Genomic DNA, 26,138 nt, shown 5'->3' with positions numbered 1-26,138 from the left:
ACTGCGTTTTGCGCCCGTATCCATTGCACCCTCCTGATAAGAAGCCAGAAGGTGTAAACCTTATTCAGGACGAGACACACAGACAAAAAAAGCCCCGCTCTTCAATCGAAGGCGGGGCTTTTTGTTGCCATGCTCTAGCTCAAGGCGCGTAAGTCAGCAACAACTCACTTGGCACTTTGAAGTCCAGGGACATCATCACGCTCAGCGCGGTGATGGTGAAGATCGAGAAGACGAACAGCTTGCGCGCCCAGACTCGATCATCCACGGCCTTGTAGCCGGTCCAGGCCATGTACAGCCAGTACATGCCCATGGCGGCGGCGACGGCGAGGTAGCTCATGCCGGCGTAGCCGCTGAAGGTCAGCATCAAGGTCGCCACAAGGAACGCCAGGATGTAGAGCAGGATGTGCCGCTTGGCCACCTCAATCCCGCGCTTGACCGGCAGCACCGGAATCGATGCGGCCAGGTAATCGTTGAAGCGGAAGATCGCGATGGCGTAGGAATGCGGCATCTGCCACAGGCTGAACATCACCAGCAGCGTCAACGCCGCCATGTCGAAGCTGTTGCTCACGGCCACGTAACCGATCACCGGCGGCATGGCGCCCGACAGACTGCCCACCAGCGTGCCGTGAACCGACTTGCGCTTGAGGTACAGGCTGTAGAAGCCGACGTAGATGACGAAACCGATCACCGCGAACAGCGCCGCCAACGGGTTGGCCACGCGGTACAGCAAAGCCACACCGGCGACCCCCAGGAGGGTGGCGTAAACCAGTGCCAGTTTCAGGGAGATGAGGCCCTGGACCAGCACACGGTTTTTGGTGCGTTCCATCTTCAGGTCGATGTCGCGGTCGATGCAGTTGTTGAACACGCAACCGGACGCCACCACCAACGAAGTGCCAATCATTGCGGCCAGGAACAGGGCGATGTCGACATGCCCTTTCGAGGCCAGGAAAAACCCGCCTGCCACAGAAAGCACGTTACCGAAAATGATCCCCGGTTTGGTGATTTGGATAAAGTGCTTTAGGGACATCCGGACTTTCCTCAGTGCGCCATCATGACGGAATGGATGCTGTACATGATCCACAGCGACAACCCGACCAACAGGAGGATAACCAGCGCCGCGAAAACAAACGCAATCACGTTGTTACGCTGGGCGGCGGAGCGGTCCAGGTGGAGGAAGTAGACCAGGTGCACCAGCACCTGGATCACTGCGAAGGCCAGTACGATCAACAGGGTCACGTCTTTCGGTAGCGACGGGTACATCACCAGGCCGAAAGGAATGATGGTCAGGATCACTGACAGGATGAAGCCGATGCCGTACGACTTGACGCTGCCGTGGCTGGCGTCGTGACCATCGTGGCCATTGTGTGAGTGAGCTGCGTTAGCCATTTACAGAGTCCCCATCAGGTAAACAACGGTGAATACGCAGATCCACACAACGTCCAGGAAGTGCCAGAACAGGCTCAGGCAGCTCAGACGGGTCTTGTTGGTCGCTGTCAGGCCATTCTTCTGGACCTGATACATCATGATCGCCATCCAGATCAGACCGCTGGTCACGTGCAGACCGTGGGTACCGACCAGGGTGAAGAACCCGGACAGGAAGCCACTGCGGTTCGGACCGAAGCCTTCGGAGATCAGCGTATGGAACTCGTTGATCTCCATGCCGATGAAGCCCAGACCGAACAGGAAGGTGATGGCCAACCAGCCCAGCACCTGAGTCTTCTTGCCTTTGAACAACGCCAGCATGGCGAAGCCGTAGGTGATCGAGCTGAGCAACAGGCAGGCGGTTTCGCCCAGCACGTATGGCAGTTCGAAGATGTCGTGGCCCGACGGGCCACCGGCTACGTTGTTTACCAGTACCGCGTACACCGCGAAGATCGACGCAAACAGAATGCAGTCGGTCATCAGGTAGAGCCAGAAACCGAATACGGTCATCTCGCCCGAGTCGTGGTGATGGTCATCGTGCCCATGGTCATGACCATGGGCGTGTCCAACATTGGTCACTAAGTTCGACATGGTTTAAGCCTGTTCCAACGAGGTTTCAACACGGGTGGCGGTGGCCGGAATCGCTTTGGCCGCAACCAGACGCTTGTGCTGCTCGGCTTCAATGCGCTCGATCACATCGACCGGCACCATGTAGCCCTGATCATCACGGGCAGCGTGGATCACGAAATAGATCACGGTGCCGGCAAGACCTGCGATGGCCATCCACCAGATATGCCAGATCATCGCGAAACCGAACACGGTCAACAGAGCACCCATGACCAGACCGGTCGCGGTGTTGTTTGGCATGTGGATCGGCTCGTACCTGGCCGGAGCCTTGTACGCAGTACCGTTTTGCTTGGCTTCGGTGAACGGGTCGATGCCGTCGGCTTTCGGCAGTACAGCGAAGTTGTAGAACGGTGGTGGCGAGGAGGTCGACCATTCCAGCGTGTGGGCATTCCACGGGTCGCCGGCTTCGCACATGTTCTGCGGCAGCTTGCGATCACGGATACTCACGTACAACTGGATCAACTGGCAGGCAATACCGAAGGCGATCAGTACCGCACCGACCATTGCAACGTGCAGGTATGGCGTCCACTCAGGGTTGGTGGTGCTGTTCAGACGACGGGTCATGCCCATGAAGCCCAGTGCATAGAGCGGCATGAACGCGACGAAGAAGCCCGAGATCCAGAACCAGAACGCTGCCTTGCCCCAACCTTCGTGCAGCTTGAAGCCGAACGCTTTAGGGAAGTAGAAGCCGAAACCGGCGATGTAACCGAACACGGCGCCGCCGATGATCACGTTGTGGAAGTGCGCAATAACGAACAGGCTGTTGTGCAGAACGAAGTCAGCACCCGGAATGGCCAGCAGTACGCCGGTCATGCCGCCGATGGCGAAGGTCACCATGAAGCCCAGAGTCCACAGCACCTGGCTGGTGAAACGCAGACGGCCCTGGTAAATGGTGAACAGCCAGTTGAATAGCTTCACCCCCGTCGGGATCGAAATCAGCATCGTCGCCAGACCGAAGAAGGCGTTGACGTTGGCACCCGACCCCATGGTGAAGAAGTGGTGCAGCCAGACCATGAAGCCCAGGATCGTGATCGCGCCGCTGGCGTAGATCATCGAGTGGTGGCCGAACAGTTTCTTGCCGGAGAAGGTCGAGATGACTTCGGAGAAGATCCCGAACGCCGGCAGAATCAGGATGTAAACCTCGGGGTGACCCCAGGCCCAGAACAGGTTGACGTACATCATCGGATTTCCACCCAGTTCATTGGTGAAAATGTGGAAATCCATGTAACGGTCAAGCGTCAGCAAAGCCAGGGTAGCGGTCAGGATCGGGAAGGAAGCGACGATCAGTACGTTGGCCCAGGTGCAGGTCCAGGTGAAGATCGGCATGTCCATCATTTTCATGCCCGGGGTACGCATTTTCAGCACGGTAGCCAGGAAGTTGACCCCCGTCAGCGTCGTCCCTAGACCCGATAGCTGTAGTGCCCAGATGTAGTAGTCCACACCCACGCCCGGGCTGTAGCCCAGTTCCGACAGCGGTGGATACGCAACCCAACCGGTACGGGCGAATTCGCCGACACCCAGGGACACGTTGACCAGCACTACGCCGGATACCAGCAGCCAGAAGCTCAGGGAGTTAAGGAACGGGTAGGCAACGTCACGTGCGCCGATCTGCAGCGGCACTGCAAGGTTCATCAGGCCGGTGAAGAATGGCATCGCCATGAAGATGATCATGATCACACCGTGAGCGGTGAAGATCTGGTCATAGTGTTCAGGTGGCAGGTAGCCAGGCGAACCCTCGGTGGCCAGGGCCAGCTGGGAGCGCATCATGACCGCGTCGGCAAAACCACGCAGCAGCATGATCATGGCAACGACGATGTACATCACGCCGATTTTCTTGTGGTCGACCGACGTCAGCCACTCGGTCCACAAATAGGTCCACTTCTTGAAGTAGGTGATTGCAGCAAATACCGCCAGACCACCGAGCGCGATCATGGCGATGGTCACCATCACGATCGGCTCGTGGAACGGGATCGCTTCCCAACTTAATTTACCAAACATCGTTTACTCCTCTGCCCCGGCAGCTGAATGCGAACTCATGTCCATCCCTTCCATACCGGCCACTTCCTTCCCTTCCTTCTCGTGGTGCATCGGCTGGCCCGGTTTCATGCCTTCATACTTGTCGATGATGGTCTGGAACAGGTTCGGCGCGTACGAGGAGTAGAGTTCAACCGGGTTGTTCTGGCTTGGTTTGGAAAGGGCTTCGTATTCAGCTTTTTCAAGCTGTTTAGGTGCCTTCTTGACATCACTGACCCAGGCATCGAAATCTGCCTGAGAGGTGGCGATTGCTTTGAATTTCATGCCAGTGAAGCCAGCACCGCTGTAGTTGGCGGAGATACCGTCAAACTCGGCATTCTGATTGGCGATCAGGTGCAACTTGGTCTCCATGCCCGCCATCGCGTAGATCTGACCGCCCAGGCCCGGAATGAAGAACGAGTTCATCACGGTGTCGGAGGTGATTTTGAAGTTAACCGGCGTGTTGGCCGGGAACACCATCTTGTTGACGGTGGCGATGCCTTGTTCCGGGTAGATGAACAGCCACTTCCAGTCCATGGAGACCACTTGAATGGTGATCGGCTTGACGTCGGATTCCAGCGGACGGTACGGGTCCAGTGCGTGGGTCGACTTGTAGGTGACGTAACCCAGGGCAATGATGATGAGCACTGGAACAGCCCACACCGCGATTTCGATCTTGGTGGAGTGCGACCAGTTCGGCGCGTAGGTCGCGTCCTTGTTGGATGCGCGATATTTCCAGGCGAAAGCGAAGGTCATTACGATGACCGGCACCACGACCAACAGCATCAGCAGCGTTGCGGTGATGATCAGGTTTCGCTCGTCCAGGCCGACCTGGCCCTTCGGATCGAGCAAGGTCATATTGCAACCACCCAGCAACAACGTGCCGAGCAGAGGCAAGAAGCCTAAGAATCTGGGGTACCTGTTTTTACTCATCTCACGACCTCTAAAGCAGCTTGCGCAATGCAGTTGGGTTTTGATCGCCAACACTTCACCCTGCCAAGGGTTGGCATTTTTTCTTCGATTGAATAAGGGCCTGCCCGTCGCGCTATACGCTGATCGACAAATCCTGGGCTAGCGGTAAGTTCTTATTCGAATTCGTGGTCAAAGGCCTTGTTACAGACCAATTCCATTTGGTGCGGATAGTTGGAAGGTTGCCGACACCCGGAGTCGTATGGAGCAATCAAACCGCCCCTCGCCCCCCCTCCTGACGAAGAATGAGCAGCGCCGGAAACTCAGTGCGTGCGATTGTAGATATGTAGCGTTTTATAAACCATGTCTCATATCGAAATAATTTTTATCGGATCTGGCAATAATCATTAACGATTATTGCATCACCCAGCGATCGTATCGCTTTTCATTCGCAACAATGACCATAAAGAATGTAGGCTTAATGCGCTCATTTTAGACAGCTTCGCTGCCCGATCTTGCCCCTCAATTTGCCCCAAGACCTCTTGAAACAAGGCCTCCAGCGTTTCCCTGGAGCCTGTTAAATCTGCCTGATGGGGCTTTGCGGCTTTCGGCAATTTGATCGCTGAACGGGGAGAAATTCAGGCTGCCATACAGCACCAACATGACCACTTGAAATGTCTCGCCATACCCAGTGTGTGACAACGTGTCGCACATGCGCCGCACATTTCACTGCTGCAAACCACACTCTTTTTCAAGGGCACCAAAATGCAAAGCGCCCCGATCCTCACACGCAGGACCAGGGCGTTTTTGTGTCGCTATGTGATGCGGCGGATGACTTCAGCGCAGGTTCTTGCGATTGCGGGAGATACCCAGCGGCACCAGCACCACCGTCAGTACGAAGGCCACCAGCGCCCACTGCGCCAGGGACAAACCCAGCACGGGTGGGTAAGGCGTCTCGCAGAAACCGTCGACCCGAAAGCCCAGCGGGAAGATCGAAGCCAGCGGCAAGCCATCGACGATCGGCTGCAGGACGTCGATTCCGCAACTGACCGCCGGGTAGAACTGGATGTAGACGTGATGACCAGCCACCGCGGCGCCAGCGATGGCACTGAGCACCACCAACACTTCGAACACAGTAATACTGCGGCGGGTGTGCATCGCCGCGCCGATGAAGGCGAAGATCGCAATCAGCAATAAGGCATAGCGTTGCAGGATACACAGCGGACATGGCGCTTCGCCCAGCACCACCTGCATGTACAGCGCACCGCCGATCAGCGCCAGGCAGATCACACCCAGCAAGACCAGAAACCGTCGCTCGCGCCCCAAACGCAGTATTTCGTCACTCATCCCCGTATCCCTTTGCCAAAGTGGTGGTTTTCGTCTGTCCGCAAGTTTACACGCTGGCCGTGAGCGCACGCGGGCGGTTCGGTGGTTTTAACAGGAGGAATTAACGGCAGGGGAATTAACGGGGAATTAAACAGGGGGGGCTTGCTAGCTTGATCGTTCCCACGCTCCCGCGTGGGAATGCCTCACCGGACGCTCTGCGTCCGCTTTTGTGACGCGCAGCGTCACGGGCTGCATTCCCACGCAGAGCGTGGGAACGATCATTCACGATCATTCAATAAAGGTTTACTCCAGCGCCGCAGCCGGACCGAAGAACTCGTAACGGCTTTGTTTCTCCGGAACGCCCAACGCCTTGAGGTGACGTTTGATTGCGCCCATGAAGCCTTTGGGACCCAGGAAGTAAGCGTCCAGATCACGCTCTTCAGGCATCCAGGCAGCAAGCTGATCCTGACTCAACAGCCCGACCCGGTGCGCCGCCGGACTGACGCCATCATCTTCGGCGTAGCAGTAGAAACGCTTGAGTTGCGGGTGACGCTCGGCCAGGCCATCCACCCAATCACGGAAGGCGTGGACACCGCCATTACGCGCACAATGAATGAAGTGCACCGGGCGTTTGCTCGCCAGAGCTGCTTCAAGCATCGGCAAAGTAGGTGTAATGCCGACACCGCCACTGATCAGTACCAATGGTTTGTCGCTGGCGGTCAGGGTGAACTCGCCGGATGGCGGAAACAGCATGATGCTCGCGCCGACATGGAACCGGTCATGCAGGAAATTCGAGGCACGACCGCCAGCTTCGCGCTTGACGCTGATGCGGTACTGGCCGGCGTCAGCCAGGGCCGACAATGAATAGTTACGACGAATCTCTTCGCCATCGAGGATCAGTTTCATGCCGATATATTGGCCAGGCTCTGCCGCCAGAATCGGGCCCTTGTCTGCAGGCTCGAAGTAGAACGAAGTAATTTCCGAGCTTTCCTCGACCCGCGCGACCAGTTTGAATTCCCGCTCACCGCGCCAGCCGCCCGGTGCTTCGGCCTTCTGGTCATAGATCACCGTTTCAGCACCGATCAGGATATCGGCCAGCTGGTTATAGGCTGCGCCCCAGGCGCTTATGACTTCAGGGGTGGCAATCTCGCTGCCGAGCACTTCGGAAATGGCCCGCAGCAGGCAGCTGCCAACGATTGGGTAATGCTCAGGGAGGATTTGCAGGGCAACGTGCTTGTTGATGATTTTCGCCACCAGATCGCCCAATTGGTCCAACTGGTCGATATGCCGCGCATACATCAATACGCCGTTGGCCAGTGCCCGAGGCTGATCGCCACTGCTCTGGTGGGCCTGGTTGAACAACGGACGCACTTGCGGGTATTCAGAAAGCATCATGCGATAGAAGTGAGTGATCAACGCTTCGCCACCGCTTTCCAGCAGAGGGACGGTCGATTTGACGATGGCACGGTCTTGAACGCTAAGCATAAGGGCAACTCCTGAGCTTTTTGGTTTCCAGCTGACTACCCTTTACTCATCAGTTTCCATGCCAACAATTAAATCTATATAAATCAATAAGTTAATAAAATAGTAGTCATATCGACAATGCCTGATTTATAGTCATTAAGACTATATGGAGTCAATATGACTGCAAAATCACTGCTCACCGCCCTGCTCCCCCTGGTCTCCGACCTGTCCCGCGAACTGCCGGAGGGCGAGCGCTATCGACGCCTGCTCGAAGCCATGCGCGCTCTGCTGCCGTGTGACGCCGCCGCCCTTTTGCGCCTCGACGGCGAATGGCTGGTGCCCTTGGCGGTGGATGGCCTGAGCCCCGACACCCTGGGCCGACGCTTCAAGGTCAGCGAACATCCGCGCTTCGAGGCGTTGCTCAGCAGTCCCGGGCCAACCCGTTTCGCCAGCGACAGCGAGTTGCCGGACCCTTACGACGGTCTGGTGGACGGTCTCGACGAACACCTGGAAGTCCACGATTGCATGGGTTGCCCACTGTTTATCGACGAACGCCCTTGGGGTCTGCTGACCCTCGATGCGCTGGACCCGCAGCGTTTTGAACCCATCGAACTGGACGCCCTGCAGGCCTTTGCCAGCCTCGCCGCCGCGACCGTCAATGCCGCCGAGCGTATGGAGCGTCTGGCCCTGCGCGTCGAGGACGAACACCAGCGGGCCGAGGTTTACCGTCAGGCCAGCGGCCAGCAAAACCGCGAAATGATCGGCCAAAGCAAAACCCATAAACGCCTGATGGAAGAGATCAGCCTGGTCGGCGGCAGCGACCTTACGGTGCTGATCACCGGCGAGACAGGAGTCGGCAAGGAGCTGGTGGCGCAGGCGATACACGCGGCTTCGCCGCGAGCCGACAAACCGATTATCAGCCTGAACTGCGCCGCCCTGCCGGACACACTGGTGGAAAGCGAGTTGTTCGGCCATGTGCGCGGCGCCTTCACCGGCGCGATGAACGACCGCCGCGGCAAGTTCGAACTGGCCAATGGCGGCACGCTGTTCCTCGATGAAGTTGGCGAGTTGTCGCTGACCGTTCAGGCCAAGTTGCTGCGAGTGCTGCAAAGCGGCCAGCTGCAGCGATTGGGTTCGGATAAGGAACATCAGGTCGATGTGCGCCTGATCGCTGCAACCAACCGCGATCTGGCCGAAGAAGTGCGCAGCGGCCGCTATCGAGCCGACTTCTATCATCGCCTCAGCGTTTACCCGCTGCTGGTGCCGGCGCTGCGGGATCGCGGCCGTGATGTGCTGCTGCTCAGCGGCTTCTTCCTGGAACAGAACCGCTCGCGCATGGGCCTCAACAGCTTGCGCTTGACCAGCGATGCCCAGGCGGCGCTGCTGGCTTATGCCTGGCCGGGCAATGTCCGTGAACTCGAACACTTGATTGGTCGCAGTGCGCTGAAGGCGCTGGGCAATTGCCGCGAGCGCCCGAAGATCCTCAGCCTCAGCGCGGCGGATCTGGAGTTGCCGAATGTCGCGCAGCAAGCATCCCCGTCAGAGCCTGCCAGCTCCCCCGTGGCTTTACCCGACGTCGCCGGGGATCTGCGCCTGGCTACCGAGAACTACCAGCGTCAGCTAATCAGCGCCTGCCTTGAGCGCCACCAGAACAACTGGGCAAGCGCGGCCCGTGAGCTAGGCCTGGACAGGGCAAACCTTGGTCGAATGGCGAAACGCCTGGGGATGAAATAACACACATCCCCCGTAGCAGCTGGCGAAGCCTGCGTTCGAGGACGAAGTCCTCGCAAAACGGTCACCGTGTTCTACCTGTTACACCACGGTTTCAGGTTTTACGACTGCTGCGCAGCCGAACGCAGCCTTCGGCAGCTGCTACGAAGATCGCGCCGGTCTGGTTTACCGGGATTAACCCTAAAGCCAGCCCTGAACAAGTCGATAACCCGTTATCGATAGCTGTTCACGGCCCCGTTTCCGCGAACCACCTTATCCACAGAAGGTTTTTATGTCCTCCGATAAAGCCCGCGCAGACTCACTCTCGCTTCTGCTGTTTACCTTGCGCAGTGGCAAGCTGATGGCGATCAATCTGCTGAAAGTCAGTGAAATCATTCCCTGCCCGCCGCTGACCAAGCTGCCGGAGTCGCATCCACACGTCAAAGGCATCGCCACTCTGCGCGGCGCGTCGCTGTCGGTGATCGATCTGAGCCGGGCGATTGGTGAAAAACCGCTGGTCGACCCGGACGGCGGCTGCCTGATCGTCACTGACGTCAGCCGCTCCAAGCAAGGTCTGCACGTTCAGGCCGTGAGCAAGATCGTGCATTGCCTGACCACCGATATCCGCCCGCCGCCCTACGGTGCCAGCGGCGCCAAGTCGTACATCACTGGCGTAACCCAGGTCGACGGCACCCTGGTACAAGTACTGGATATCGAGAAAGTCATCCACGGCATCGCCCCGGTACGAATCGAAATAGCACCGACCGAACTGAGCATGGAAGATGCCGAAGTGCTGGGTAATGCCAGGATTCTGGTGGTCGATGACAGCCAGGTGGCGTTGCAACAATCGGTGCACACCCTGCGCAACCTCGGCCTGCAATGCCACACCGCGCGCAGCGCCAAGGAAGCCATCGATTGCTTGCTGGACCTGCAGGGCACTGAACAGCAAATCAATCTGATCGTCTCGGACATCGAGATGTCGGAGATGGACGGTTACGCCTTCACCCGTACCCTGCGCGAAACCCCGGACTTCGCACACCTCTACGTGCTGCTGCACACCTCCCTGGACAGCGCGATGAACAGCGAAAAAGCCCGACTGGCCGGAGCCAACGCGGTGCTGACCAAGTTCTCCTCGCCGGAGCTCACCAAGTGTCTGATCGAGGCTGCCAAAGCCGTCGCGGCTCAGGGTATTTGAGCCTTGGCCGAGGACTACTGCCTGCTGCTGCGTCGAGACCTCACCAAGGTTTTGCCGCCCGTCGCCTGGCCGGCCGGCATCAGCCTGACCGTTTACCGTGCGCCGCTTGCCAAGACGGTTCATGGGCTGATGGAGCTGGGTTATCGGCAGGGCGGCGGCAGCGTGCCGGCACTGGACATTTGGCGTGAACGCTTCGAAACCGATGCCGAGTATGACCCGGCCCTGTGTTTTATCGCCACGCACGCCCAAGGGATTGTCGGCGTCGCCCAATGCTGGACCAGTGCCTACATCAAAGACCTGGTGGTGCATCCCAGGGCTCAAGGCCAGGGGCTTGGGCGGGCTTTGCTGTTGCATGCATTCCGGGTTTTCCAGCAAAAACGCGAAGAGTATGTCGATTTGAAAGTGCTGGAAGATAACCATCGGGCCCGGCGCTTGTATGAAAGCGCGGGCATGCGTCTGGTGCGCAGAGAACTCGTTCCAGCGTAGCCCAGGCTGCGATCCTGGCGGTCCGGGATCCACCCAAGGATGACTGGCGCATAACTTGCTTCGTAACAGGCCTTTGCAGTGACTCTGTGGGTAATCCCGTCACCGCTCTCGTCTATCAATTGCAGCCGGCCGTTCAATGAATACAACGTTTTCCTGCGTAGGTTGCGGCAAGTGCTGCACCGACCATCACGTCCCCCTGACCCTCGCCGAAGCCCGGCAGTGGGCGGCTGACGGCGGCAACCTGATCGTGCTGGTGGAAGGCTTTCTCGGCAATGGCCTGGGCTTGCCTTTGCAGCAACGCGAGCATGCCGAACGACGTTCCTGTGTGGTGCCCAGCGGTGTGACCGAAGCTTATGTGGCGATCACCTTCGCCGCGTACAACGTTGGCCCCTGCCGGAATCTTGACGAAGACAACCTCTGCCGGATCTATGAACGCCGGCCTTTGGTGTGTCGCATTTACCCCATGGAAATCAATCCGCACATTACACTCAAGCCAGCCGCCAAGGACTGCCCGCCAGAATCCTGGGAAAAAGGCCCGCAGCTGATTGTTGGCGGCGAGTTGGTCGACCGGGAACTGGCCGGCTTGATCCAGCGTTCGCGCCAGGCTGATCGGGACGACATCCAGACCAAGGAAGCCATCTGCGAACTGCTGGGCATTCGGACTACCGCGCTCAAGGGCGACGGTTTTACCGCTTACCTGCCGGACATGACAGAGTTCGCCATGGCCATCGAGCAGATTGAAGCGCAGCCACCCGCGAGTTCGGCCAGCGAGTGGTTGTTCCATGTATCCGGGACAGATATCGCCGAACAAGTGCAGGCCGCCGGAGCGCAGGTGGCAACGACGCAGCCTTCAAACTACGCCTTCATCTCGCTGCGTGCGGCTTGATGCATCTGTGATCGTTCCCACGCTCTGCGTGGGAATGCAGCCGTAACGCTCTGCGTCACTGCCGAAAGCGGACGCGCAGCGTCCAGTGAGGCATTCCCACGCAGGAGCGTGGGAATGATCCAACGATCCATCCGGATCAATGACTCAGCGCTTCCCCATCGAGCGACGGGTGCCGGGAGGCGCTGCGCCCGGAGTCTTGGTGTGGCCGTTCTTGGCACCGTTTTTATACCAGGGCTGGCTGGCATTCTTCGCCGCGGCAAGTTCGCCCGGCTTGAACGGGAACTTGAACGCTGGGATTGCGGCTTTGTCTTCGGTGTCTGCGCTGGAGTCGACGCTGTTTTGCAGGTCAGCCTGTTCCTCGCTCTGGACGTCAGCAGCAGGCGGTTGTTTACGGGAAGTCATGAAAGCTCCAAGGGTGTAAAAATGGATCTGGCCGGAGTGACGGGCCGCAGAAGCCGGCAGTATACCTGTGCGACTGCGATCTTTAACCTGCGCACCGCGCGAATGGTCAGCCATTACTGACAGCGCTGTCAGTTAGCAGTCATTTTGCTGACCGGGTTTGAGGACTATAAGTAAGCCATTGATACTGGCCAAATCCCTCGACCACTTTGCTCTGGCGTCCTACAAGCATGCGTATTCAAGAAAAAACGGTGTTGATCGCAGGATTGCTGATTGCCTTGGCCGCAATGGCCACCTGGTTTGTGACCGGGCCGACCACCGCCAAACCGGCGGCGCCGAGCGCGATCCCCGTGCGGGTGATCAGCGTCGAGCAGAAGGACGTGCCACGCTATGTCAGCAGCATCGGCTCAGTGTTGTCGTTGCACAGCGTAATCATCCGGCCGCAGATCGATGGCATCCTGACCAAACTGTGGGTCAAGGAAGGCCAGCTGGTAAAAACCGGTGATCTGCTGGCCACCCTCGACGATCGCTCGATTCGCGCCAGCCTCGATCAGGCCCGCGCTCAGCTGGGGCAAAACCAGGCGCAGCTGCAAGTGGCCGAGGTCAATCTCAAGCGATACAAACTGCTAAGCGTCGATGATGGCGTCTCCAGGCAGACCTACGATCAGCAACTGGCGCTGGTGAACCAGTTGAAAGCCACCGCGCAAGGCAATCAGGCGGCCATTGACGCTGCGCAAGTCCAACTGTCCTACACCCAAATTCACTCTCCGGTGACCGGTCGAGTTGGCATTCGCTCCGTCGATGAAGGCAACTTTCTGCGCATGAGCGATACCCAAGGCTTGTTCTCAGTGACCCAGATCGACCCGATCGCCGTCGAGTTCTCCCTGCCGCAACAGATGCTGCCGACCCTGCAAAGACTGATCGGCGCCCAGACCCAAACCCAGGTCAACGCCTATCTTGGCGCCGACACCGATGGTGTAACCGGCGACTTGCTCGGTGAAGGTCATATGACCCTGATCGACAACCAGATCAACACCAACACCGGGACCATTCGCGCCAAGGCCGAATTCAGTAACGCCGGGCAAAAGCTCTGGCCGGGGCAATTGGTGACCATCAAGATCCAGACCGCCCTCGACAAAGATGCCTTGGTAGTGCCGCCATCCGTGGTGCAACGCGGGCTCGATCAGTATTTCGTCTATCGGGTCAAAGCCGACGAAGTGGAAGTGGTGCCGGTGCAGATGGTTTATCAGGGCAGTGACCTGAACATCATCAAGGGTGTGCAGCCCGGTGATGTGCTGGTGAGCGACGGCCAGTCGCGGCTCAAGGCAGGTTCCAGGATCGAGGTACTCAATGAGCCGACACCGGTCATTCAAACCGCGAAATCGGAGCTGCAACCATGAAGGGCCATGGCTCGGTTTCGGCCTGGTGCATCGATCACCCGGTCTCCACCCTTCTGCTGACCTTTGCGCTGGTGCTGCTGGGGCTGATCGCCTTCCCGCGGCTGCCCATCGCGCCGTTGCCGGAAGCGGAGTTTCCGACCATCCAGGTCACTGCGCAGTTGCCCGGTGCCAGCCCGGACACCATGGCCTCCTCAGTGGCCACGCCACTGGAAGTACAGTTCAGCGCCATCCCCGGCATGACCCAAATGACCTCCAGCAGTGCCTTGGGCTCTACCAACCTGACGCTGCAATTTACCCTCAATAAAAGCATCGACACCGCAGCCCAGGAAGTTCAGGCGGCGATCAACACCGCCTCCGGCAAGCTGCCCAAAGACATGCCGAGCCTGCCGACCTGGAGGAAACTCAACCCGGCCGACAGCCCGGTTCTGATCCTCGCTATCAGCTCGACGCAGATGCCCGGCACCGAACTCAGCGACTATGTGGAAACCCTGCTGGCGCGGCAGCTCAGCCAGATCGACGGTGTCGGCCAGATCTACGTCACTGGCCAGCAACGCCCGGCCATCCGCGTCCAGGTCGCGCCGGACAGACTGGCGGCCGTCGGTCTGACCCTGGCCGATATCCGGGTAGCCCTGCAGCAGGCTAGCTTGAATCTGGCCAAGGGTGCGCTATACGGCCCGTCGAGCATTTCCACGCTGTCGACCAACGACCAGCTGTTTCACCCCGAGGAGTATGGGCAGTTGATCGTCTCTTACAAGGACGGTGCACCGGTCCACCTCAAAGATGTCGCGCGGGTGATCAATGGCTCGGAAAACGCCTATGTTCAGGCCTGGTCCGGTGATCAACCAGGGTTGAACCTGGTGATCTTCCGTCAGCCCGGCGCCAACATCGTCGGGACCGTCGACCGCATCCAGGCTGAACTGCCGCGCCTGCAAGCGATGCTCCCGGCCACGGTGCAAGTGACCGTACTCTCGGACCGGACCAGGACCATCCGCGCCTCGTTGCATGAGGTGGAAATCACCCTGCTGATTGCTGTGTTTCTGGTGATCGCGGTGATGGCGCTGTTCCTGCGCCAGTGGTCGGCGACGATGATTGTTTCCAGCGTGCTTGGCGTGTCGCTGATCGCCAGTTTAGCGCTGATGTACGCGATGGGTTTCAGCCTGAACAACCTGACCCTGGTGGCGATCGTGATCTCCGTGGGTTTTGTGGTGGATGATGCGATCGTTGTGGTGGAGAACATTCACCGTCACCTCGAGGCCGGTGACGGCATGCGCGAGGCTGCAATCAAGGGCGCCGGCGAGATCGGATTTACGGTGGTCTCCATCAGCTTCTCGCTGGTGGCGGCGTTTATCCCGTTGCTGTTCATGGGTGGTGTGGTCGGACGGCTGTTCAAGGAGTTCGCCCTGACCGCGACCTCGACCATTTTGATTTCGGTGGTGGTGTCGTTGACCCTGGCACCAACCCTGGCCGCACTGTTCATGCGAGCCCCGGGACACAATGCCCATACCAAACCCGGCTTTGGCGAACGACTGCTGGCGCTCTACGAAAAAGGCCTGCGGCGCGCGCTCGCCCACCAACGGCTGATGCTCGGGATTTTCGGCCTGACGTTCGCCATGGCGATCGTCGGTTACGTGATCATTCCCAAAGGTTTCTTTCCGGTGCAGGACACCGGTTTCGTGCTCGGGACCAGTGAAGCGGCGGCCGATGTGTCCTACCCGGACATGGTGGCCAAACACCTGGCGCTGGCGAAAATCGTCAGCGCGGACCCGGCGGTTCAATCGTTCTCCCATTCCGTGGGCGTGACCGGCAGCAACCAGACCATCGCCAACGGCCGCTTCTGGATCGCCTTGAAAGACCGCAGTCAACGCGACGTCAGCGCCAGCCAGTTCATCGACCGGATCCGTGCGCAACTGGCCAAGGTTCCGGGGATCGTCCTCTATCTGCGGGCCGGCCAGGATATCAACCTCAGCTCTGGGCCGAGTCGCAGCCAATACCAATACGTGCTCAAGAGCAACGATGGACCAACCCTGAATACCTGGACCCAGCGTCTGACGGAAAAACTGCGAACCAACCCGGCGTTCCGTGACATTTCCAACGACTTGCAACTGGGCGGCAGCATTACCCGCATCAGCATCGACCGCAGCGCGGCAGCGCGTTTCGGCCTGAATGCCAGCGATGTCGACCAAGCGCTTTACGATGCGTTTGGCCAGCGTCAGGTCAACGAATACCAGACCGAGACCAACCAATACAACGTGATCCTCGAACTCGACGCCAAGCAGCGCGGCAAGGCCGAAAGCCTGAATTACTTCTACCTGCGTTCGCCCCTCAGTGGCCAGATGGTCCCGTTGTCAGCGCTGGCCAAGGTCGATCCGCCCACCGTCGGGCCGCTGTCCATTGCCCATGACGGGATGTTCCCGGCCGCCAACTTGTCATTCAACCTCGCCCCCGGCGTGGCGTTGGGCGATGCGGTGATCATGCTCAACCAGGCGAAGAACGAGATCGGTGCGCCCGCCTCGATCATTGGCAATTTCCAGGGCGCAGCCCAGGCGTTCCAAAGCTCGCTGGCCAGCCAGCCATGGCTGATTCTCGCGGCGCTGGTGGCGGTCTACATCATTCTCGGCGTGCTCTATGAGAGCTTCGTGCATCCACTGACGATCATCTCGACCTTGCCCTCGGCCGGCCTTGGCGCCCTGCTGATGCTGTGGATCTGGGGCCAGGACTTCTCGGTCATGGCGTTGATCGGCCTGGTGCTGCTGATCGGGATCGTCAAGAAAAACGGCATCCTGATGATCGACTTTGCCCTCGAAGCCCAACGCAAAGGTGGGCTAGCGCCGCAAGAGGCCATCTACCAGGCCTGTCTCATCCGGTTCCGGCCAATCATCATGACTACCCTCGCCGCGCTGCTCGGTGCCCTGCCGCTAATGCTCGGCTATGGCACCGGCGCCGAACTGCGCCAGCCGCTGGGGATCGCCGTAGTTGGCGGACTGCTGGTGAGTCAGGCGCTGACGTTGTTCACCACACCGGTCATATACTTGTGGCTTGAGCGGCTATTCCATCGGCCCAAACCAGCCCCAGTGCTGGCGACCACTGACTGAGGCGGGGTCATGCGCGTTCTGATTATCGAAGACGAAGAAAAAACCGCGGATTACCTGCATCGCGGTTTGACCGAACAAGGCTACACCGTGGACCTGGCCCGGGACGGCGTCGAAGGTCTGCACCTGGCGCTGGAAAGCGATTACGCGGTGATCGTGCTCGATGTAATGCTACCCGGCCTCGATGGTTTTGGCGTGCTGCGTGCGCTGCGTGCGCGCAAGCAAACCCCGGTGATCATGCTCACCGCCCGCGAGCGCGTCGAAGACCGGATCAAGGGCCTGCGCGACGGCGCCGATGACTACCTCGGCAAACCCTTTTCCTTTCTCGAACTGGTGGCGCGTTTACAGGCATTGACCCGCCGCAGCGGCGGTCATGAGCCGGTGCAGATCAGCATCGCCGACCTGTGGATAGATTTGATCAGTCGCAAGGCCAGCCGGGCCGGCACGCGCCTGGACCTGACCGCCAAGGAGTTTTCGCTGCTCAGCGTTCTGGCCCGGCGTCAGGGTGAAATCCTCTCGAAAACCGCTATTGCCGAAATGGTCTGGGACATCAATTTCGACAGCGATGCGAATGTCGTCGAAGTGGCGATCAAACGCCTGCGGGCCAAGCTCGACGGACCGTTCGAAGAGAAACTGCTGCACACCATTCGCGGCATGGGGTATGTGCTGGAGAGCCGTGGTGTCTAACTCCATTGCGTTACGTCTGAGCGGCATGTTCACCCTGGTGGCTTTACTGGTGTTCCTGCTGATTGGCTGGGCGCTCTATCAACAAGTCGACAAAGGCCTGGGCCTGCTGCCCGAAGCCGAACTGGTTGCGCGCTACAGCGTGCTCGAATCGGCCCTCAACCGCGATGGCACACCCGAACACTGGGTGAAGATCAACGCCAAGCTCAAGCTGCTCGGCGAAGAAGACAAACGCATCCGTTTCTGGGTGGTCAGCGGTGATGCCAGCTATGAATATGGCGCCCCGGACGCACAAATCCGCGCCTTTGCCCAAGGACCTTTGGGCATGCGTGACTTGACCTTGCCGGACCATCCTTATCCGCTGAAAGTGTTGGTCAGCCAACTCCCGGCCAAGGACCAGCAACCACCGCTGCGCTTTCTGATCGGCATCGACACCGAGACCTTCTCCCAGACCCAGCATCACTTGCTGATCGCCCTGATCAGCCTGGCCATCGTCGGTGTGTTACTGGCCTCGGTCTTGGGCTATTGGGTCGCGCGGATCGGTCTCAAGCCATTGATAAAGTTGTCCCAGGAAGCTCAACGTCTAGCGCCGCCGTTGCTGTCCGGACGCCTGCAACTGTCACCGTTGCCGCCGGAACTCAATCAATTCGTCAGCGCCTTCAACTCGACACTGGAACGGGTCGAGCAAGCCTATTCACGCCTTGAGTCGTTCAACGCCGATGTGGCCCACGAGTTACGCTCGCCCCTGACCAACCTGATTGGCCAGACCCAGGTCGCACTGACTCGCGGGCGTTCGGCCGAGCACTACTTCGAAGTCCTGCAATCGAACCTCGAAGAGCTTGAGAGACTGAGGTCAATCATCAATGACATGCTGTTTCTGGCCAGCGCCGACCAAGGCAGCAAAGCCACCAAACTCACCCCGACGTCACTGGCCGATGAAGTCGCGACGACTCTGGATTATCTGGACTTCATTCTCGAAGACGCTCAGGTGAAAGTCGAAGTCAGCGGCGACGCCAACGTGCAAATCGAAAAAGCCCATCTGCGTCGGGCGCTGATCAATCTGCTGAACAATGCCGTGCAACACACAGCCCCCGGACAAGTCATCCGTGTACAGATCGAGGTGCAAGAACACCAGGTTGCCATCGGTGTCGCCAACCCCGGCAAGGCTATCGCCAGCGAACACCTGTCGCGGTTGTTTGAACGCTTCTACCGGGTCGATGCCTCGCGCAGCAACAGCGGCGCCAACCATGGATTGGGACTGGCCATCGTCAAGGCCATTGCGTTGATGCACGGCGGCGATGTGTTTGTGCGCAGCAATGACGGAATGAATACATTCGGTATTTACCTGCCGATTTAGCCCCTGATGATCGTTGCGATCGTTCCCACGCTCCGCGTCCGCTTCGATTGTGACGCGGAGCGTCACGGGCTGCATTCCCACGCGGAGCGTGGGAACGATCAAGAGCGTGGGAACGATCAGGCTCCTGACTATTACCGTAAAGGCAACAGTCCTTTATGCAATCCGCTCTTTTTCCCGACCTTGAAGACCGTTATTTTTGCCGCACCTACTAACACTTGCTCTGCAAGAAGGTCTTCAAGATGTCCAACGCTATGGGTATTGCCAGCGCTTTCGTTTTGTCTTCTTTATTCCTGTCACCCTTTGCCATGGCCAAAGAGTCTCCAGCATTCATTGCGCAAAATGCCGCACGCGCCGATGCCTTCGAAAAGTCCCAGGCCAAGTTGACTGCCAAGGCGCAAAACCCTGAGCAATCCCGGCAAACGTCAGCCAATCAGGCGCAACCACAGGTTGAGAAAGACAGCTGATCAGCACCATCGCTCTGTTTCCCTCGACACTTCTCAGGGCTCTTTCTCCTGAGAAGTTGTCTTCAAAGCCGCTGCTATCAGCGGTTTTTTTTTCGCTGTGTATAAACACCAACCTGCCTGGTTTTCTCTTGAGAAACACCCGCCGTATTTATACAGGTGCAAAAAATAACAACGGCCATTATTGATCAAAGGCGTTCTACTTCACGTGAGTCGTGCATTCAAATTCAGCACTCGCTCATTGCACTCACTGTAACGATCGCCCCAAACGCCTATGCAGCAAACGACTCAACCGAAGACTTCGTTGAAGGTTCCAGCCTCAAGCTCGATGCTCAAGACCTGGTACAGCGCCGACGGTAAGAACGCCAGGCACCGGAAGCGCGATGTCGACGAATACCGAGTGATCGTCGATTACCCAATGAATGTGTTCTAAGCTCATATAAGCAAAAGGCCAGCACGTTTTGCTGGCCTTTTTTATGCTTGGGATTTATACATGCGCCATAGGCGTAACAGGTCTCTGTCACTCTGCCCGCTTCCCTCGCAACAACTTCATTACCGCCCAGACAGCAGAAGTCAGAACCATGAGTGTGAGCAGTGCAACATCCCCGCACCCGCCCCCCGTCAGCCGGTCGGAGTGGATCCTGATTCTCGGCAGTTCGCTGACTGTGATTGCCATTCTGAGCATCGTGACCTTTCTGCTGATCCGCGAACACCGTAGTGCCGAGTTAGCCGCAGCTCGTGCTGCCTCCAACATCGTGCAGTTGATCGACGCCGACGTGCTGCGCAATGTCGAGCTCTATGACCTGTCCTTGCTGGGATTGATTGCCGCTTCGCAGCGTACCGACCTCAGGACGGCTTCCCCGCAAATACGTCATCTGGCGATGTTCGATCGAGCAACTGCAGCCCCCCATAAGGGCGACATTCTGTTACTCGATCAACACGGCGACGTCCTCGCCGACTCGGCCTCAGTTGAACCGCGAACGGGTAACTTCGCCGACCGTGAATACTTTCAGTCCCATGTAAACAATCCCGACCCTGGAATGTTTATCAGCCGGCCGTTCAGGGCCAGACGCGCCAATCACGACTGGCTCATCAGCTTCAGTCGACGCATTTCATCCCAACAGGGCGAATTTCTCGGTGTCGCCCAAGCGGCCATGCGCCTGAGATACTTCAATCATCTGTTCAGGAGTTTGACTATCGATCGTGACAGTTCGGTCAATCTGATCAGCACTGACGGCGTCCTGCTGGCCCAGGAGCCGCCCCTGGCCGATGACCTGATCGGCAAGGACTTCAGTAACCGACCAAACTTCATGCGCATTCTGCGAGAAGGCAATGGCAGCTTTAACAGTGTCTCGAGCCTCGATCACCGTCAGCGGCTGTACACCTTCTCCCGGGTTGGCAAACTACCATTAATCGTCGTGGTAGCGCTCTCGACCGATGAGGTACTTGCCTCATGGAAGCGCACTGCAATACTGATCAGCAGCGCCACCGGCGCGCTTTGCATCGGCCTGCTCTGGCTGACCTGGCTGCTGTGCCGCGAGCTGCGTCTGCGCCACAGCGCCGAGCAGGAACTGGCGCAACTGGCCGCAACCGATGCACTGACCGGTGTGGCCAACCGCAGAACACTGGATCAGGTACTCAACCGTGAATGGGTTCGCGCACAGCGTTCGGGCAAGCCATTGTCGGTACTGATGATCGACGCGGATCATTTCAAGGCCTTCAACGACCGGCACGGCCATCAGGTCGGTGACGAGGCGCTGCGCACGGTCGCCAGTGTGATCAGCGAGCATATCCGTCGCCCGGCGGACCTTGTCGCCCGTTATGGCGGCGAGGAGTTTGCCGTGGTCCTGGCCGAAACCGATACCCTTGGCGCGTTGCGCATTGCCGAGAACATCCGCGCCGCCGTCGAAGTGCTTGCACCGATCAATGGCGACAATTTGCCAATCACCGTGAGCATCGGCCTGGGCACTTGGTCGGGAGAGCCCGGGGAAAGCCTGGAGACACTGCTGTTCGCTGCCGACACAGCGCTCTATCAGGCCAAATACAGTGGGCGAAATCGGGTGGTTACAGGCTGACATCCACGTTGTGAATAGCGGCCCCATCCAGGGCAAGCCTCGCGCCTGCAAGGAAACGCGGACACCTGTAGGAGCCGAGCTTGCTCGCGATGGCGGCAAATCTGACACTCCGCGTCATCGTTCATCGCGAGCAAGCTCGGCTCCTACAGGAATAAAAAAAGGCCACCCGAAGGCAGCCTTTAAAAACTAAAGAAAGAGAGTGTTACTTACACCGCCGCAACGGGACGCATGTAAGAGATCGGTGCAGTGCTGGCATCTTCGAAGGTCACGACTTCCCAGGCATCTTTCTGCTCAATCAATTTGCGCAGAAGCTGGTTGTTCAGTGCATGCCCCGACTTGAAGCCGCGGAACTCACCTATCAGGCTGTTGCCCAGCAGGTAGAGGTCACCAATTGCATCGAGGATCTTGTGCTTCACGAATTCGTCTTCATAGCGAAGGCCGTCTTCGTTCAGTACACCATCCGCGTCGACCACGATGGCGTTTTCAACGCTACCGCCGAGTGCGAGGTTGTGCTTGCGCAGGTACTCGATATCACTCATGAAACCAAAGGTCCGGGCGCGGCTGACTTCTTTTACGAACGAAGTGCTGGAAAAATCCACGCTGGCACTTTGAATGCGGTCACGGAACACCGGATGATCGAAATCGATCTCGAAGCTCACTTTGAAGCCTTCGAAAGGGACGAAAGTGGCGCGCTTGTCGCCGTCTTCCACTGTCACTTCACGCAGGATGCGGATGAACTTCTTGGCTGCGTCCTGTTCTTCCAGGCCGGCAGATTGAATCAGGAATACGAAGGGTCCAGCGCTACCATCCATGATCGGGACTTCGGACGCGGAGAGCTCGACGTAGGCGTTATCGATGCCCAGGCCAGCCATGGCCGAGAGCAAGTGCTCCACCGTGTCCACTTTGGTGTCACCGTTGACCAGTGTGGTCGACATAGTGGTTTCACCAACATTTTCCGCGCGAGCAGGAATCTGCACCACAGGGTCCAGGTCGGCACGACAAAACACAATGCCGGTGTCTACAGGTGCAGGCTTGAGGGTCAGGTATACCTTCTCCCCGGAGTGCAGACCTACACCTGTGGCACGGATAATATTTTTCAGGGTGCGTTGTTTAATCATGGCTTGGGCCGCTTCAGCGCAAATTGCGAACTGGTATCAACAAAGGCTGGCGATAATAGCAGACCAGGCCTTTGCTGAACACCAATCACCCTAATACCCCTGATACATTCCATCAATCGGCCTGGCGACGCAGGAATGCCGGGATGTCCAGATAGTCCAGATCATCCTGCGGATTCATCTTCGCCGCAGTCGCAGCACTGGCCTGAGCCTGGTTGCGCATCACGGTTGGACGGTCCAGATCGCGGTAGTTCACCGACGGCATTTCCTGACGCGAAGGTGCTGGCGATTGAGCGGCCATGGAGGTATGAACGGTATTGTCGATGACCTTTACAGGCTTCTCGATTTTAGCACCCAGACCTGTGGCAACCACAGTCACGTGCAGCTCGTCGCGCATGTCCGGATCGATAACAGTACCGACCTTGACCATTGCATGCTCGGAAGCGAAGGCTTCAATGATGCTACCAACGTCCGAGTACTCACCCAGAGACAGGTCGGGACCGGCGGTGATGTTTACCAGGATGCCGCGTGCACCTTGCAGGTTCACGTCTTCGAGCAACGGGTTGCGGATCGCCGCTTCAGTCGCTTCACGTGCACGGTTCGGACCGCTGGCGCAGCCAGTGCCCATCATCGCCATGCCCATTTCGCTCATCACGGTACGCACGTCGGCAAAGTCGACGTTGATCATGCCTGGGCGCTTGATGATGTCGGAGATACCGCGAACGGCACCGGCCAGTACATCGTCAGCCTTGGCGAAAGCCGACAGAAGGCTCGCGTCTTTACCGAGAATGGTCAGCAGTTTCTCGTTGGGAATGGTGATCAACGAGTCGACGCTTTCCGACAGCAGGCGGATGCCTTCATCGGCGATCTGCATGCGCTTGCGACCTTCGAACGGGAACGGACGCGTCACCACCGCAACGGTGAGGATGCCCATTTCCTTGGCCACTTCGGCGATGATCGGCGCAGCACCGGTACCAGTACCGCCACCCATGCCCGTGGTGATGAACACCATGTTAGTGCCCTGCAGCACTTCGGCAATACGCTCACGGTCTTCCAGAGCGGCCTGACGGCCCACTTCCGGATTGGCGCCAGCGCCCAGACCTTTGGTCACGCCGGTGCCCAGTTGCAGGATGGTCCGCGCGCCGATGCTCTTCAGCGCCTGGGCATCAGTGTTGGCGCAGATGAATTCAACGCCTTCAATGTTGCTCTTGACCATGTGATTGACAGCGTTGCCGCCGCCTCCGCCAACACCGATAACTTTAATAACCGGGCTTGCGGGGATGTTGTCTACGAGTTCGAACATTTTCCCTCTCCTTTCATTTCTCTAGTTTTTTCGCCTACTGCTGCCACTTTGAAACTGTCTTGCTGTAAATCTTTAGAAGTTGCCCTGAACCCAGCTTCTGAGACGATCGAATAGAGGCGTCTTGGCCTCGTCACTGCTGTAGCTGTCTCGGTTGCTGCTGATCCCGGAGAAGGACACGCCATCGGACTGTTTTTGCAGCCCGTACATCAGCAAGCCCACACCGGTGGAATAAATCGGGTTGCGCACGACATCGTCGAGGCCTTTGACGCCATGGGGTACGCCAAGGCGGACCGGCATGTGGAAAATCTCTTCGGCAAGCTCCACCGCGCCTTCCATCTTCGAAGTACCGCCGGTCAGCACGATGCCGGCCGGAATCAGGTCTTCATAACCGCTGCGACGCAGTTCGGCCTGGATCAGCGTGAACAGCTCGTCGTAACGCGGCTCGACCACTTCAGCCAGGGCCTGACGGGACAGCTCGCGCGGCGGACGATCACCGACGCTTGGGACCTTGATGGTTTCACCGGCACCGGCCAGTTTGGCCAGGGCGCAGGCGTAGCGAATCTTGATTTCTTCGGCGTACTGGGTCGGAGTGCGCAACGCCATGGCGATGTCGTTGGTCACTTGATCGCCTGCAATCGGGATCACCGCTGTATGGCGAATCGCGCCTTCGGTGAAGATCGCGATATCAGTGGTGCCGCCACCGATGTCCACCAGGCACACGCCAAGCTCTTTCTCGTCATCGGTCAACACCGAGTAAGCAGAGGCCAACTGCTCGAGAATGATGTCGTCGATTTCCAGACCGCAGCGACGCACGCACTTTTCAATGTTCTGTGCCGCGTTCACGGCGCAGGTGACCACGTGGACCTTGGCTTCCAGACGTACGCCGGACATGCCCAGAGGCTCACGCACGCCTTCCTGGTTATCGATTACGTAATCCTGCGGCAAGGTGTGCAAGACACGCTGGTCCGCAGGGATCGCCACAGCCTGGGCTGCGTCGAGTACCCGCTCCAGATCCGCCGAGCTGACTTCGCGATCACGAATCGCCACAATGCCGTGGGAGTTCAGGCTGCGAATGTGATTGCCCGCCACACCGACGAACGCCGAGTGAATGCGGCACCCAGCCATCAATTGCGCTTCTTCGATAGCGCGCTGGATCGACTGCACGGTGGATTCGATATTCACCACCACGCCCTTCTTCAGGCCACGGGATGGATGAGTGCCGATACCGACGATTTCCAGCGTGCCATCGGCCGCGACCTCGCCCACCAGTGCCACCACCTTGGAAGTGCCGATATCAAGACCGACGATCATTTTGCCGCTTTGCACATTAGCCATTGGTCCTGCCTCTTCTTAATTCTTCGCGACGGCGGGTTGGGCCGTCGTGGGCGCTACAGGTTCCCGCCAGCCGACGGCCAGGCCGTTGGCATAGCGCAGATCGATGCGCGCAATGTTCGTAATCTGTTCTTTCAGCGTTTTTTCATAAATGGCGATAAAGCGGCGCATCTTCTCGACCAGATGATCACGACCGAGCAACAGTTCGATCCCCGGACCGGCGCTGCCGGCACCGGTGGTCAGGAACCAGCTGCCCCGTTCACGCAGCTCCAGACGGGCAATCGAAAAACCCATCGGCCGAAGCATCTGGCTCAACACCTGGTACTGCTGCATCACTTGCTGTTGAGCGCGCTGCGGGCCGAACAGCTGTGGCAGGTGTTCGTAGTTCGCCAGCTCACGCGGGGTGAACGCCTCGCCCTGGTTGTTCAACAGTGCTTCGTCGCCCCAACGGGCCACGGGCAGTTGTTCTTCCAGGCGAATCACCACCTGATCAGGCCAGACGCGACGCACTTCGGCGTGGGCAATCCAGGGCATCGTCTCAAGCTCGGTACGCATGCTGGCCAGGTCAATGGTGAAGAAGCTCGAGGCCACGTAAGGGGCGATTCGCTGCTGCACGGCTTGCTGGCTGATGTAACTCAAATCACCCTGGACGTTGATCTTGGTGATTGGCCGGTCGGCATAAGGCAGCAAACGCTGCGCGCCTTCGTAGGTACCGAAGCCCAGAGCCACCAACAGCACCGGCCAGAACAAGCTTTTCAGAAAGCCGAAATTGGCTTTCGGCAGGCGCACCGACATCGGCTCTTTGGCCACCATACGGCTGGCACCACGCGGCACCGGCTTACGGCCAGGAGCGGGTTGCGGATGACGTAGCTGGTGGCCTTGCAT

General features: G+C 58.5%; 23 protein-coding genes. 11 read left to right on the top strand and 12 right to left on the bottom strand.

The features are described from left to right. Positions 1 to 139: 139 nt before the first annotated feature. From cyoE to hmpA, 7 genes are all read right to left on the bottom strand, one after another. Positions 140 to 1,027, bottom strand: a complete 888-nt coding sequence (gene cyoE / locus AC07O1_RS13320) for a heme o synthase (RefSeq protein WP_494991888.1) — start codon at positions 1,025 to 1,027, stop codon at positions 140 to 142. Between the two features lie 11 nt (positions 1,028 to 1,038). Further along, positions 1,039 to 1,386, bottom strand: coding sequence for a cytochrome o ubiquinol oxidase subunit IV (cyoD, locus tag AC07O1_RS13315; RefSeq protein ID WP_495089048.1), 348 nt, complete (start codon positions 1,384 to 1,386; stop codon positions 1,039 to 1,041). Next, positions 1,387 to 2,013 (bottom strand): cytochrome o ubiquinol oxidase subunit III, encoded by a 627-nt coding sequence (locus tag AC07O1_RS13310; RefSeq protein WP_054595735.1) that lies wholly within the window; start codon positions 2,011 to 2,013, stop codon positions 1,387 to 1,389. A 3-nt stretch (positions 2,014 to 2,016) separates the two neighbouring features. Then, positions 2,017 to 4,047 (bottom strand): cytochrome o ubiquinol oxidase subunit I, encoded by a 2,031-nt coding sequence (cyoB, locus tag AC07O1_RS13305; protein WP_494991885.1) that lies wholly within the window; start codon positions 4,045 to 4,047, stop codon positions 2,017 to 2,019. A 3-nt stretch (positions 4,048 to 4,050) separates the two neighbouring features. Further along, positions 4,051 to 4,995, bottom strand: a complete 945-nt coding sequence (gene cyoA, locus AC07O1_RS13300; RefSeq protein WP_495089047.1) for a ubiquinol oxidase subunit II — start codon at positions 4,993 to 4,995, stop codon at positions 4,051 to 4,053. A gap of 813 nt (positions 4,996 to 5,808) precedes the next feature. Further along, on the bottom strand, positions 5,809 to 6,318 hold the full coding sequence (locus tag AC07O1_RS13295; RefSeq protein WP_494991883.1) for a disulfide bond formation protein B: 510 nt from the start codon (positions 6,316 to 6,318) through the stop codon (positions 5,809 to 5,811). A gap of 282 nt (positions 6,319 to 6,600) precedes the next feature. Continuing rightward, complete coding sequence (hmpA, locus tag AC07O1_RS13290) at positions 6,601 to 7,782, bottom strand: NO-inducible flavohemoprotein (protein ID WP_494991882.1); 1,182 nt, start codon at positions 7,780 to 7,782, stop codon at positions 6,601 to 6,603. Between the two features lie 156 nt (positions 7,783 to 7,938). Here hmpA and norR point away from each other — a divergent pair, with 156 nt between their 5' ends. The 4 genes from norR to AC07O1_RS13270 all read left to right on the top strand — a co-directional run bounded on the left by norR (position 7,939) and on the right by AC07O1_RS13270 (position 12,038). Then, positions 7,939 to 9,495: a nitric oxide reductase transcriptional regulator NorR gene (norR, locus tag AC07O1_RS13285; RefSeq protein WP_495089046.1), complete on the top strand. Its 1,557-nt coding sequence runs from the start codon at positions 7,939 to 7,941 to the stop codon at positions 9,493 to 9,495. 268 nt (positions 9,496 to 9,763) lie between these two features. Beyond that, a complete protein-coding gene (locus tag AC07O1_RS13280; protein ID WP_495089045.1) occupies positions 9,764 to 10,666 on the top strand; it encodes a chemotaxis protein CheV in 903 nt (300 codons plus the stop codon). 3 nt (positions 10,667 to 10,669) lie between these two features. Then, on the top strand, positions 10,670 to 11,152 hold the full coding sequence (locus AC07O1_RS13275) for a GNAT family N-acetyltransferase (protein ID WP_495089044.1): 483 nt from the start codon (positions 10,670 to 10,672) through the stop codon (positions 11,150 to 11,152). 136 nt (positions 11,153 to 11,288) lie between these two features. Continuing rightward, on the top strand, positions 11,289 to 12,038 hold the full coding sequence (locus AC07O1_RS13270; protein ID WP_495089043.1) for a YkgJ family cysteine cluster protein: 750 nt from the start codon (positions 11,289 to 11,291) through the stop codon (positions 12,036 to 12,038). A gap of 144 nt (positions 12,039 to 12,182) precedes the next feature. Here the strand turns inward: AC07O1_RS13270 and AC07O1_RS13265 are convergent, their stop codons facing one another. Then, on the bottom strand, positions 12,183 to 12,440 hold the full coding sequence (locus AC07O1_RS13265; RefSeq protein ID WP_494991877.1) for a hypothetical protein: 258 nt from the start codon (positions 12,438 to 12,440) through the stop codon (positions 12,183 to 12,185). A gap of 227 nt (positions 12,441 to 12,667) precedes the next feature. On the opposite strand from AC07O1_RS13265, the gene AC07O1_RS13260 reads away from it, so the two are divergent. From AC07O1_RS13260 to AC07O1_RS13230, 7 genes are all read left to right on the top strand, one after another. Beyond that, positions 12,668 to 13,837, top strand: a complete 1,170-nt coding sequence (locus AC07O1_RS13260) for an efflux RND transporter periplasmic adaptor subunit (RefSeq protein ID WP_495089042.1) — start codon at positions 12,668 to 12,670, stop codon at positions 13,835 to 13,837. After that, positions 13,834 to 16,929 carry a multidrug efflux RND transporter permease subunit gene (locus AC07O1_RS13255; RefSeq protein ID WP_495089041.1) on the top strand — a complete coding sequence of 1,032 codons (3,096 nt, stop codon included), beginning with the start codon at positions 13,834 to 13,836 and terminating at the stop codon, positions 16,927 to 16,929. The genes AC07O1_RS13260 and AC07O1_RS13255 overlap by 4 nt, the downstream gene beginning before the upstream one ends. A 9-nt stretch (positions 16,930 to 16,938) precedes the next feature. Continuing rightward, complete coding sequence (locus AC07O1_RS13250; protein WP_489376411.1) at positions 16,939 to 17,613, top strand: heavy metal response regulator transcription factor; 675 nt, start codon at positions 16,939 to 16,941, stop codon at positions 17,611 to 17,613. Beyond that, positions 17,603 to 18,967 carry a heavy metal sensor histidine kinase gene (locus AC07O1_RS13245; RefSeq protein WP_494991873.1) on the top strand — a complete coding sequence of 455 codons (1,365 nt, stop codon included), beginning with the start codon at positions 17,603 to 17,605 and terminating at the stop codon, positions 18,965 to 18,967. The genes AC07O1_RS13250 and AC07O1_RS13245 overlap by 11 nt, the downstream gene beginning before the upstream one ends. 239 nt (positions 18,968 to 19,206) lie before the next feature. Further along, positions 19,207 to 19,431: a hypothetical protein gene (locus AC07O1_RS13240; protein WP_495089040.1), complete on the top strand. Its 225-nt coding sequence runs from the start codon at positions 19,207 to 19,209 to the stop codon at positions 19,429 to 19,431. Between the two features lie 271 nt (positions 19,432 to 19,702). Next, positions 19,703 to 19,861: a hypothetical protein gene (locus tag AC07O1_RS13235; protein WP_495089039.1), complete on the top strand. Its 159-nt coding sequence runs from the start codon at positions 19,703 to 19,705 to the stop codon at positions 19,859 to 19,861. Between the two features lie 148 nt (positions 19,862 to 20,009). After that, positions 20,010 to 21,503 (top strand): diguanylate cyclase, encoded by a 1,494-nt coding sequence (locus AC07O1_RS13230; protein ID WP_495089038.1) that lies wholly within the window; start codon positions 20,010 to 20,012, stop codon positions 21,501 to 21,503. A 206-nt stretch (positions 21,504 to 21,709) separates the two neighbouring features. Here AC07O1_RS13230 and lpxC read toward each other — a convergent pair whose 3' ends face one another. From lpxC to AC07O1_RS13210, 4 genes are all read right to left on the bottom strand, one after another. After that, positions 21,710 to 22,621 (bottom strand): UDP-3-O-acyl-N-acetylglucosamine deacetylase, encoded by a 912-nt coding sequence (gene lpxC, locus AC07O1_RS13225; RefSeq protein WP_495089037.1) that lies wholly within the window; start codon positions 22,619 to 22,621, stop codon positions 21,710 to 21,712. Between the two features lie 112 nt (positions 22,622 to 22,733). After that, on the bottom strand, positions 22,734 to 23,921 hold the full coding sequence (gene ftsZ, locus AC07O1_RS13220; RefSeq protein WP_489073363.1) for a cell division protein FtsZ: 1,188 nt from the start codon (positions 23,919 to 23,921) through the stop codon (positions 22,734 to 22,736). Positions 23,922 to 23,993: 72 nt separating this feature from the next. After that, the gene (gene ftsA, locus AC07O1_RS13215; RefSeq protein WP_489376406.1) at positions 23,994 to 25,256 is read right to left on the bottom strand and encodes a cell division protein FtsA; all 1,263 of its coding nucleotides are present in this window, start codon (positions 25,254 to 25,256) and stop codon (positions 23,994 to 23,996) included. A 15-nt stretch (positions 25,257 to 25,271) separates the two neighbouring features. Further along, positions 25,272 to 26,138 carry a cell division protein FtsQ/DivIB gene (locus AC07O1_RS13210; protein ID WP_494991869.1) on the bottom strand — a complete coding sequence of 289 codons (867 nt, stop codon included), beginning with the start codon at positions 26,136 to 26,138 and terminating at the stop codon, positions 25,272 to 25,274.

It is taken from the genome of Pseudomonas sp. GW821-FHT07G10 (genome assembly GCF_059418545.1).
The sequence above is the reverse complement of the archived record's forward strand: the minus strand, read 5'-3'. Positions and strand labels throughout refer to the sequence as shown.